10 protein-coding genes and 1 tRNA gene are annotated in these 11,125 nt (G+C 57.7%); 3 read left to right on the top strand and 8 right to left on the bottom strand.

The window, feature by feature from the left end; translation table 11 throughout:
• Positions 1-202 precede the first annotated feature (202 nt).
• Positions 203-742, top strand: coding sequence for a recombinase family protein (locus GZH79_RS09380; RefSeq protein ID WP_211643533.1), 540 nt, complete (start codon positions 203-205; stop codon positions 740-742).
• Between the two features lie 973 nt (positions 743-1,715).
• Here the strand turns inward: GZH79_RS09380 and GZH79_RS09370 are convergent.
• From GZH79_RS09370 to GZH79_RS09360, 3 genes are all read right to left on the bottom strand, one after another.
• Positions 1,716-2,561 carry a HipA family kinase gene (locus GZH79_RS09370; RefSeq protein ID WP_211643531.1) on the bottom strand — a complete coding sequence of 282 codons (846 nt, stop codon included), beginning with the start codon at positions 2,559-2,561 and terminating at the stop codon, positions 1,716-1,718.
• 213 nt (positions 2,562-2,774) lie between these two features.
• Positions 2,775-2,850, bottom strand: a tRNA-Ala gene (locus GZH79_RS09365).
• 69 nt (positions 2,851-2,919) lie between these two features.
• Positions 2,920-3,246, bottom strand: a complete 327-nt coding sequence (locus tag GZH79_RS09360) for a TIGR02300 family protein (protein WP_211643530.1) — start codon at positions 3,244-3,246, stop codon at positions 2,920-2,922.
• A 109-nt stretch (positions 3,247-3,355) separates the two neighbouring features.
• Between GZH79_RS09360 and GZH79_RS09355 the strand changes: the two genes are divergently transcribed.
• Together GZH79_RS09355 and GZH79_RS09350 are read left to right on the top strand one after the other, a co-directional pair.
• Positions 3,356-4,045 (top strand): SprT family zinc-dependent metalloprotease, encoded by a 690-nt coding sequence (locus tag GZH79_RS09355; RefSeq protein ID WP_211643529.1) that lies wholly within the window; start codon positions 3,356-3,358, stop codon positions 4,043-4,045.
• The gene (locus GZH79_RS09350; RefSeq protein WP_211643528.1) at positions 4,042-4,689 is read left to right on the top strand and encodes a GntR family transcriptional regulator; all 648 of its coding nucleotides are present in this window, start codon (positions 4,042-4,044) and stop codon (positions 4,687-4,689) included. Before GZH79_RS09355 ends, GZH79_RS09350 begins: the two co-directional genes overlap by 4 nt.
• A 200-nt stretch (positions 4,690-4,889) precedes the next feature.
• Here GZH79_RS09350 and lpdA read toward each other — a convergent pair whose 3' ends face one another.
• From lpdA to GZH79_RS09325, 5 genes are all read right to left on the bottom strand, one after another.
• Complete coding sequence (lpdA, locus tag GZH79_RS09345; protein WP_211643527.1) at positions 4,890-6,278, bottom strand: dihydrolipoyl dehydrogenase; 1,389 nt, start codon at positions 6,276-6,278, stop codon at positions 4,890-4,892.
• Between the two features lie 29 nt (positions 6,279-6,307).
• Entirely contained in the window at positions 6,308-6,721 is a 414-nt protein-coding gene (locus GZH79_RS09340; RefSeq protein ID WP_211643526.1) for an MAPEG family protein, read from the bottom strand.
• Positions 6,722-6,731: 10 nt separating this feature from the next.
• Positions 6,732-6,974, bottom strand: coding sequence for a hypothetical protein (locus GZH79_RS09335; RefSeq protein ID WP_211643525.1), 243 nt, complete (start codon positions 6,972-6,974; stop codon positions 6,732-6,734).
• Positions 6,975-6,978: 4 nt separating this feature from the next.
• The gene (odhB, locus tag GZH79_RS09330) at positions 6,979-8,253 is read right to left on the bottom strand and encodes a 2-oxoglutarate dehydrogenase complex dihydrolipoyllysine-residue succinyltransferase (RefSeq protein WP_211643524.1); all 1,275 of its coding nucleotides are present in this window, start codon (positions 8,251-8,253) and stop codon (positions 6,979-6,981) included.
• Positions 8,250-11,125 (bottom strand): 2-oxoglutarate dehydrogenase E1 component (locus GZH79_RS09325; RefSeq protein WP_211643523.1); only part of this gene is annotated, 2,876 nt, incomplete at its 5' end. The genes odhB and GZH79_RS09325, both read right to left, overlap by 4 nt.

Raw genomic sequence — 11,125 nt, 5'->3', positions numbered from 1 at the left:
CCTCTATCCGAGCCATGAGGCAGTAGAAACAGCCCGCACCCTTTAAGAACGACCAATAGTTCCTAGCCCCGCCAATAGGTCTTGCCTGTGTGTCATGGTCTGAAGTCTGGCGCGTTGGCCGCCATATGAATGGGTAAATGCTTTTGGCAGACCCATTGTCACAACTTCCCAGACATCATTGGCAGACAAAGGAGGGCAGGGGATGCTCATTGGATACGCACGTACATCGACAACGGAACAAGTGAACGGACTAGAGGCTCAGAGAGAGGCACTGAAGGCCATTGGGTGTGACAGGCTGTACGACGAACAGACATCGGCCACAGGGCCACGTAAGGCGCTCTCTGAAGCGCTGGGCTACGTCAGGGAGGGTGACGTGCTGGTGGTCACAAAGCTGGACAGGTTGGCACGCTCTGTGGTCCACCTAGGGGAGATCGTTGAGGGCCTTGAGGCCAAGTCGGTTGGTCTTCGCATCTTGGACCTTGGGTTGGACACAACGACGGCCACAGGCAAGCTGATGCTGAACGTCCTTGGGTCAGTCGCTCAGTTCGAGCGAGAGATGATGCTAGAGCGCCAGCGTGACGGCATCGCCAAGGCAAAGGCCCAAGGCAAGTACAAGGGACGCAAGCCGACGGCACAGGCCAAGAAGGCAGAGGTGGTCGCTATGCTGGCTGAGGGGAAATCCAAAAGGGACGTTGCGAGGGCCTTGGGGATTTCTGAAAGGTCGGTTTACCGGGTGGCCTAGTCAGTCTTTCAACTTTGCAGCCTCTTTTTAGCATCGGGGCCCTCAAGATGACCTAAAAGGAAATGCAAACTTTTAGGCTCGTCTCCGAGGGGCCCCGGACGTCAGTGACCGCTAAGTTGTACTTCCATGTCGTTCAACAATTCGTACGCCTTATCTTCCACAAGAACGTTTTCCGTCCCTACAGACTTGGATAAGTATCTGTAAGCCCCCTCAAAGGAACGTATCAATTCTCTATTCCGCGGCATGCCTAGTACCAAGTGCGGATGAACTCTTCCATCTGAAATGCGAATTGAGTCTAAATATCCAGCCCACCTTGCGGCCTTTGATCCAATTCTATCTTCATCAGCTAGATCGAACGATAGTGATTGTATTACATGCCTAGAGCCATTTTGATAACCAGCATGAAATCTAATTGAACCTAAGTCAGTGTTAACTACGGGGTCTACCTCGATATGCTTCGAAAGGTGCCGATCCTCGATCGCTTTGCTAATGCTTGACCAAACCTGATCATCAGAGCGATTAGCGGGGCTTTTCTGTTTGTCATAGCCAGACACAAGACGATGAAAGAGGTCTTCTAATTTAGATTGAGGCTCACCACACAAACCAACACCCCCTTCATGCCACCGATAGCTCGAGTCGCTATCGGGACACAGTGTAAGTGCCAGCGCCATACTTTTGTTTGTATTCTGACTTTCCAAAGCTGCCTCACTCGCAGTAGTGAAAAGCGACGGTTGCTTAAGTCCGGATTTTGAAAACCGTTCAATAGACCTTTCGATTTGCTTTAGGTCTTCTGTAAAGTGTGGTCGCTCTAGGTTTGGGTAGGCACCAAAAATGCGACCCTCCCAGCCTTTGGTTCTAATGCGAAGAAAGTTTTGATTAGGGCAGTGAAGGAGTACGCCCACATTGAGACGTTCCTTTATCCAAGGGTTGTGCTCGTACTGCAGGAGGCAGTAACTAAAAGAAGACATTTTTGTCACAACAGTACCTCCCGGGACATGACTTCAAACGATTGAACATCGGACCTCGCTTCTAGCAGGTAGTCGATGATCCTGCACGCAGTATCCTGACCCCACTCAATCGGCACAGTATCAAGGTAGCCTTCAATGACACCATCCGTGATAGCCTCATACGCCATCGTGAAGTCGGTAATGTGCTCTGGTTCGGCGGGGTGAATATTTTCATAAAGTACATGTTGCAATGTACCGGGGATGTGGTTGTTGATACCCCCGCGCTCCCAAGGTTTTCGCACTCCATCCCAGCTATCAGTGTCGACACACCGTTGAAAGCAATGACCTTGGTCGATCACTCTGAAGTTGTGGCCTTGAATAAGTAGGTTTGGGTTCCCGATCCCACGGTCTGAATTTTCCGTAAGCGTGTCGAAAAGGTACAGGTAAGTTGCTTGCCTGCGTTGGTTTCGGTGAACGATGTTATCCGAAGTCCACCGCCTGAAAGGCTCAAAGGCAACTGAACCAAATGCAATGGAGGTCCTGTCCCCAAATGCTTCCAAAATTTCGGCGTTGTCTTCATTATTGGGTATCGTGCTCAAAAACTCAGCGGATACAGTCACAAGGCAAGGCCGCGCGACAGGAAGGCCAAGGTCCGACGCCAACAAGCTACCGATAGTCTCGCAAACCAAGTGGTCAAAGAGCAAGTCATTATGGAAGTGTCGATACTTCACATACGCGTCAAATTCGCTGCCATCGGCCGCTTCACAACGGCATAGCATCGGATGAGAACGTCCAGACTCAGCCCTACCTTGAAACTCGATCGCACTGGCTTGAGTTATCATGCTGCCTTCAAACAACTTTTTCCAATGCATCGAGCATCATCGTAATCCGTCCCTCTGTAAAGAGACAGGCTCGAGTGATCTGTAGAGAAGCTCAGATTGGCAGTATTCGCAATCAATAGGCGGTGGTGCGGTTGTACAGGCTACTCACGTGTGGCTAACGTGTGTGGTAGGCGTGTATGGTAGAACCAAAACCCACCCGACATAATCTTTGAATAACAAATACTTAGTTGTGTAACGGGAATTTGGTGGAGCCTAGGGGGATCGAACCCCTGACCTCTTGCATGCCATGCAAGCGCTCTCCCAGCTGAGCTAAGGCCCCGTTGGCGGCTGTCTATGCAGCCCCCGTGGCGAGATCAAGGTGTAAAATCACGCCACGGGTCAGGTATTTTCAGTCGTCGTCCGACTTTGAGACATCCGCGATCTCGTCAAGGCTGACGGTATCTTCGTCGTCGTCGTCTTCCAGAACGTCATCGCCGAGGTCGACATCATCTTCGTCCTCGTCGTCCTCGAGCACCAGATCGTCTTCCTCGTCGGATTCCTTGACCTTGGCCGACTGTGCGTCTGCGGCGTCTGCGACCATTGTCCGCGTTTTGGACGTGTCAACGGTCACGACGTTGCCCGTGTATGGGCTGACGATCGGGTCCTTGTTCAGGTCGTAGAATCGCTTGCCTGTTTCGGGGCACAGGCGCTTGGTGCCCCACTCTTCCTTCGGCATGGGTATTCCTTTGGTTGCATGGCTGGCCTTGCGGCGGTTCCCGGTCCACTGCCATAAGGGCGAGACCGTGTCGAGACCCGTCACAGGCAGCAGTAATCAAAGGATGCATATGGGCCGCGCCCTGCGTATTGGCAACCCCCCGATTGAGGTCGACCTGCGGCGGTCCGCGCAGGCCCGCAGGTTATCGCTGCGGGTGTCGCGTCTGGATGGCAAGGTGACGCTGACCGTGCCGCCGCGCGCGCCCGAACGTCAGGCGCTGGATTTTCTGACCGAACGCGAAGACTGGCTGCGCGAACACCTGCGCGACATCAAACCCGCCATCATCGTCGGCCCCGGCACCACCCTGTTGATCGAAGGGCGCCAGATCGCCGTTTTAGCGGATGACGTGCGCCGTATGACGCTGACGGACGATTCGCTTTTGTTGCCGCCCGGCGCGGGTGGGCCTGCCGTGATGGCGTTTCTGAAGACACGCGCACGGGACCGGCTGGCACAGGCGTCGGACCGCTATGCCGCGCTGATCGGGCGGCGCTACAACAAACTGACCCTGCGCGATACACGGTCGCGTTGGGGGTCCTGTACCAGCACCGGTGGTCTGATGTATTCATGGCGGCTAATCATGGCACCGCCTGCGGTCCTCAATTACGTTGCCGCACACGAGGTGGCGCATCTGGAACAGATGAATCACTCATCGGCGTTCTGGGAAATCGTCGCGCGGCTGGACCCCGATTATGCACGTCACAGGCAATGGCTGCGTGACAACGGCGACCGCCTGCACGCGGTGCGGTTCGGCGCGTCATGATTCCGGTACGGCCTGCGACTGGATCGGGTGCGGCGCATGACCGGGTATTCCGGGCATTGCGGACGCGCATCCTGCATGGCCAGATCGACCCTGGCGTCACGCTGACCTTACGCGGGATCGCGCGGGAATTCGACGTATCCATGACGCCCGCGCGTGAAGCCGTGCGGCGGCTGGTGTCAGAAGGGGCGTTGTCGATGTCGGCCACGGGGCGGGTGACGACGCCTGCGCTGACCAACGAACGAATAGAGGAACTGGCGACCCTGCGGGCGCTGCTGGAACCGGAACTGGCATCGCGGGCGTTGCCACGTGCGCATTTTGCCCTGATCGACAGGTTGGAAGCGATCAACGCCAACGTAAGCCAGATGGTGTCGCGGCATGACGCGTCGGGCTATATCCGCATGAACCTTGAATTTCACCGCACACTTTATCTGCGCGCGCAGGCCCCGGCGATACTGGCGATGACCGAAACCGTGTGGTTGCAGTTGGGCCCGACCATGCGGTCGCTGTATGGGCGGTTGAACCGCACGACGCCGCCTGTGGATCACCGCCACATTCTGGCAGCATTGCGCGCCGGGGACGAACCGGGCCTGCGGCTGGCGGTGCGGTCTGACGTGACCAAGGGGCTGCGCCTGTTGAAGGCGTAGCAGGGGGGCTGTCTGCCCCCCCCCCCCGCGCGTGCCGCGCGTCCCCCCGAGGATATTTGGAAAACAGCGAAAGCATTCACGCAGCTTTAGGATTTGACTGCGCAGGATGCGGGTACGGTACAGGCAGGGATGCCAATGGCCGTAAACAGCGCGGCCCCCGGATTTTCGTCCGGGGGCCGACAACTGAAGCCTTTTCGAAATCAGGCGTGAATTGCGCCATCACCACAGGCAAGGGCCGCTTCGCGCACGGCTTCGGAATACGTCGGATGGGCGTGGCAGGTGCGGGCCAGATCCTCTGCTGCGGCGCCGAATTCCATGGCGACGCAGATTTCGTGGATCAGGTCGCCAGCCATCGGGCCGATGATATGCGCGCCCAGAATACGATCAGTTTCCTTGTCGGCCAGAATCTTGACAAAACCGTCTCCGGAATGGTTCGCCTTGGCCCGTGCATTGCCCATAAAGGGAAATTTGCCGACCTTATAGGCGCGACCCGCCTGTTTCAGCGATTCTTCGGTTTCACCAACGCTGGCGACTTCGGGATGGGTGTAGATCACACCGGGGATGACACCGTAGTTCACATGCGGCTTCTGGCCGGCCAGACCTTCGGCAACGGCCATGCCTTCGTCTTCGGCCTTGTGGGCAAGCATCGGGCCTTTGATGGCATCACCGATGGCATAGATGCCATCGACATTCGTTTTGTAATGCGCGTCGACTTCGATTTGGCCGCGGTCGGACATCGTCACACCCAGATCGGCAAGTCCCAGACCGTCGGTATAGGGACGGCGTCCGGTTGACAGCAGAACGGTATCGGCGGTGATTTCGGCCTCTGCGTCGTCCTTGCGCATCTTGTAGGATACGGTTGCTTTCTTGTTCTTGACGCTGACAGCCTGAACGGCGGCACCAAGGATGAATTTCATACCCTGCTTTGTCAGCAGCTTCTGGAACTGCCGTGCGATTTCGGCGTCCTGACCGGGCGTGATCGCATCCAGATATTCCACCACCGTGACCTCTACCCCGAGGCGGGCATAGACGCTGCCCAGTTCCAGCCCGATCACCCCGCCACCGATGACGACCATCGATTTCGGGATTTTCTTCAGCTTCAGTGCGCCGGTTGATGTGACGACGGTTTCTTCGTCCACTTCGACGCCTTTCAGCGGGGCAGGTTCGGAACCGGTGGCGATGATGATATGCTTGGCATCATGGGTGTCGTCACCCACCTTGACCTTGCCGGGGGCGGGGATGCTGCCCCAGCCCTTGAGCCAGTCGACCTTGTTTTTCTTGAACAGGAATTCGATGCCGCCGGTGTTCTGGCCCACGGTCTTTTCCTTGTAGGCCATCATCTGGTCCCAATCGACGGAGGGGCTTTTGCCTTTCAGGCCCATGTCGGCAAAGTTGTGTTCCGCTTCATGCAGCATGTGGGTGGCATGTAGCAGCGCCTTGGACGGGATGCAGCCGACGTTCAGGCAGGTGCCGCCCAAGGTGTCGCGGCCTTCGACGCAGGCGGTTTTCAGGCCCAGTTGCGCGCAGCGGATGGCGGACACATAGCCGCCGGGGCCGGAACCGATGATGATGACGTCATAGCTGGCCATGGGGGCCTCCGTATTGGGTTGGTCTGTGTCTAGACGATGAAAACAGACAGTAACATGAAGTTCGTGGCAAGGAACCCGACCATCCAGATGATCGACCGCCACGGCGTCCAGCCGAAATAATAGGCCGGGACGTAGAAAATCCGTGCGGTCAGGTAGGTCCATGCGCAGATCGCGGAAAAACCGGTGGTGCGATCTGCGAGGGTGACGACAACCACGGCGAGGGTGAAAAGGATCAATCCTTCGAAATGATTGTTCAGGGCGCGAAACAGGCGGCCGGTTTTCGGGCTGACCTGTTCCAGCAACGGCTGGCCCAGCCGTTGCGGATCGCGCGGGCCCATCAGCTTGCCAGCGGGCAATTCAAGATTGGCACGGACAGAGGTTGCGGTAAATTGCAGTGCTTGCAGGATGCCCGCAAGGGCGAGGACGGTCAGTTCTGGTGTCACGTCAGGCCTTTCAAGCGGTTTTCAGAAAGCGTCCGGTGATCTTCACCCCGGTCTGCTGTTCGGTCGTCAGCCAGTCCTGCGCCCGTTTCCGGTCGTTCACGTCGAACAGACAGACGACGCGTTGCGCGTCGTCCGCAACGCGCCACATCTGCATCAGGGTCAGACCGGCGGCCATCCGCTTTTCCGCATCTGCGTCAAAGCTGGATTTGAACGCATCGAAATCGCCCGTTGTGATGTCCGCCAGCATTTGCATCGGACTAGAGATCCATCAGCAGGCGGCGCGGGTCTTCCAGCGCTTCCTTGACGCGGACAAGGAATGTCACAGCACCCTTGCCGTCGACGATGCGGTGGTCATAGGACAGGGCCAGATACATCATCGGACGGATAACAATCTGCCCGTTCACGACCATCGGGCGATCCTGAATCTTGTGCATGCCCAGAATACCGGACTGCGGTGGGTTCAGGATTGGCGAGGACATCAGCGAGCCATAGACACCGCCGTTCGAGATCGTGAATGTCCCGCCCTGCATTTCCGCCATGGACAGCTTGCCATCGCGCGCCTTGGCGCCTTTTTCTGCGATTGCCTTTTCGATGTCGGCGAACGACATCTGGTCGGCGTCATTGATGACCGGAACCACCAGACCCGTCGGGGTGCCGGCGGCGATGCCCATGTTGACGTAGTGTTTGTAGATGACATCGGTGCCGTCAATTTCTGCATTGACCTCTGGCACTTCGTTCAGGGCGTGGATGCAGGCCTTGGTAAAGAAGGACATGAAGCCTAGCTTCACACCGTGTTTCTTCAGGAACAGATCTTTGTATTCGTTGCGCAATTCCATGATGCTGGTCATGTCCACCTCGTTGTAGGTGGTCAGCATGGCGGCGGTGTTCTGCGCTTCTTTCAGGCGACGGGCGATGGTCTGGCGTAACCGGGTCATCTTGACCCGCTCTTCACGGTCGACCTGACCTGCGGCACGGGGTGCGGCCGGGGCGGGCTTTGGCGCTGCCTTGGGCTGCGACAGCGCGTTCAACACGTCGTCTTTCATGACGCGGCCGTCCTTGCCAGAGCCTTTGACATCACCTGCGGACAGATTGTTTTCGGCCATCAGCTTTTTGGCGGATGGTGCGTCTTCGGGATCGCGGGGTTTCATTTCCTCTGGCCCGGCATTGACGGTGTCTGTGCCGCCTTCAATGGGGCTTTTGCCGTCATAGCTGTCGTCGACTTGATCGACGTCTTCCTTGGATGTGTCTGCCTTGGCGTCGGCTTTCGGCGCGTCGGCCTTGGTGCTGTCTGCATCGCCTTCGCTGATCTGGGCCAGCAGGGCGTCAACGCCAACGGTTTCACCTTCGGCGGCGACGATTTCGGACAGGGTGCCAGCCACAGGCGACGGCACTTCGACCGTCACCTTGTCGGTTTCCAGTTCGCACAGCATTTCGTCCACCGCGACGGTGTCGCCGGGTTGCTTGAACCATGTGGCGACGGTGGCTTCTGTCACGGATTCGCCAAGTGTGGGGACGCGGACTTCGGTGGTCATTTCTTGGATCCTTCGATGTTCAGTGCTTCGGCGACGAGAGCCGCCTGTGTCGCTTTATGCTGGCTGGCCAGACCTGTCGCCGGGCTGGCGGATGTGGCACGGCCGACATAGACCGGCCGAGTGTGTTTCGCCTTGATCCGGGTCAGGCACCACTCAAGGTTGGGTTCCATAAAGGTCCATGCGCCTTGATTCTTCGGTTCTTCCTGACACCAGATCATTTCGGCGTCCTTGAACCGTTCCAGTTCGGCCACGGCAGATTGTGCCGGGAACGGATAGAACTGTTCAAACCGCAACAGATAGACGTCGTCGATCCCGGCTTCGTCGCGCGCTTCAAGCAGATCGTAATAGACCTTGCCGGAACACATGACGACGCGCTTGATCTTGTCGTCGGGCGCCAATTGGGTGTCGGAATGACCCTTTTGCGCGTCATCCCACAGCACGCGGTGGAACGATGATCCCGTGGTGAAATCGTCTGCGTCTGAAACCGCCAGCTTATGCCGCAGCAGCGATTTGGGCGTCATCAGGATCAGCGGTTTGCGGAAACTGCGGTGTAACTGCCGCCGCAGCAGGTGAAAATAGTTGGCGGGCGTGGTGCAGTTTGCCACGATCCAGTTATCGTTTCCGCACATTTGCAGGAACCGTTCCAGACGCGCGCTGGAATGTTCTGGCCCCTGACCTTCGTAGCCGTGGGGCAGCAGGCAGACCAGACCCGACATCCGCAGCCATTTCGATTCGCCCGAACTGATGAACTGGTCGAACATGATCTGCGCGCCGTTGGCAAAGTCACCGAACTGCGCTTCCCACAGGGTCAACGCGTTCGGTTCCGCAAGGCTATAGCCGTACTCAAAGCCCAGCACCGCATATTCCGACAGCATGGAATCGATGACTTCGTAGTTGGCCTGACCATCGCGGACGTGGTTCAGCGGGTAATAGCGGTCTTCGGTTTCCTGATTGATCAGGGCGGAATGGCGCTGGCTGAACGTGCCGCGCGTACTGTCCTGACCGGCCAGTCGCACGTGATATCCTTCGGTCAGCAGCGACCCAAAGGCCAGGGCTTCGCCGGTGGCCCAGTCGAACCCGGTGCCGGATTCGAACATTTCCGCCTTGGATTTCAGCAGGCGATCGATGGTTTTGTGCGTGGCGAACCCGTCCGGCGCTGAGGTCAGCGTTTTGCCGATCTGCGCCATCGTTTCGGGTTCAATCGCGGTCTGGCCACGCTGATAATCCGCCTTGTCGCGTTCCATGCCGGACCAGCGCCCATCCAGCCAGTCGGCTTTGTTGGGTTTGTAATCTTTTCCAGCCTCGAATTCCTCGTTTAGCTTGGCCTGAAACGCGGCTTTCATTTCGTCGATTTCGCCTTCGGGGATCAGCCCGTCCTTGACCAGCCGGTCGGTGTACAGCGTCAGCGTCGTTTTCTGTTTCTTGATCTTTTTGTACATCACCGGGTTGGTGAACATCGGCTCATCGCCTTCGTTGTGACCAAAGCGGCGGTAACAAATGATATCCAGCACCACGTCCTTGTGGAATTTCTGGCGGAATTCCGTGGCGATCCGTGCAGCGTGCACGACGGCTTCGGGGTCGTCGCCGTTCACGTGGAAAATCGGCGCTTCGACCATCAGCGCAATATCGGTCGGATAGGGAGAGGTGCGCGAAAAATGCGGGGAGGTCGTGAAACCGATCTGGTTGTTCACGACGATATGCATCGTGCCGCCGGTCCGGTGGCCGCGGATGCCTGACATCTGGAACCCTTCGGCCACGACGCCCTGACCAGCAAAGGCCGCATCACCGTGCAACAGGACGGCCATTACCTTGGTCCGGTCGCTGTCCTTTTTTTCGTCCTGCTTGGCGCGCACCTTGCCCAGCACAACGGGGTTCACGGCTTCAAGGTGGGACGGGTTCGCGGTCAGTGACAAATGCACTTCGTTGTCGTCGAATGTCCGGTCGGACGACGCGCCAAGGTGATATTTCACATCACCCGACCCTTCGACGTCTTCGGGTTTGAAACTGCCGCCCTGAAATTCGTTGAAAATCGCGCGGTAGGGTTTGCCCATCACGTTTGCCAGCACCGACAGACGCCCGCGATGCGGCATGCCGATGACGATTTCTTCCAGTCCCAGCTGGCCACCGCGTTTGATGATTTGTTCCATCGCGGGGATCAGGGATTCGCCACCGTCCAGACCAAACCGCTTTGTCCCCATGTATTTGACATGCAGGAACTTTTCGAAACCTTCGGCTTCGACAAGCTTGTTCAGGATCGCCTTGCGGCCATTCTGGGTGAACGTGATTTCCTTGCCCAGACCTTCGATCCGTTCCTTCAGCCATCCGGCTTCTTCGGGGTTGGAAATATGCATGTATTGCAGCGCAAAGGTGCCGCAGTACGTGCGTTTCACGATGGCCATGATTTCGTTCATCGTGGCGACTTCAAGGCCGAGCACGTTGTCGATGAAAATCGGGCGGTCCATATCCGCCTTGGTGAACCCATAGGATGCGGGGTCCAGTTCGGGATGCGGCGTCTGTTCGCGCATGCCCAGCGGGTCAAGATCCGCGATCAGGTGGCCCCGGATGCGGTAGGCGCGAATGATCATCAGCGCACGGATACTGTCCAGCACCGCATTGCGCATCTGATCCTGCGACAGCGACACGCCCTGTTCAGCAGCCTTTTTCTCGATCTTTTTGGCGGCAGCGACGGGTTCGGCGGCCCATTGGCCGTCCAACGCGGACGTCAGGTCATCGTTGGGGACGGGTGGCCAGTCTTTGCGCGCCCAGGACGGTCCAGCGGCCTCTGCCTGCGCGTCTTCTGCATCGCCGAGGGATTCAAAGAACGCCCGCCAGCTTTCATCCACCGCACCGGGGTTTTCGGCATAGCGCGCGT

Origin of the sequence: Loktanella sp. SALINAS62 (assembly GCF_018263905.1) — a bacterium.
GTDB lineage: Bacteria > Pseudomonadota > Alphaproteobacteria > Rhodobacterales > Rhodobacteraceae > Loktanella.
This window is presented reverse-complemented; position numbering and strand designations above follow the sequence as displayed.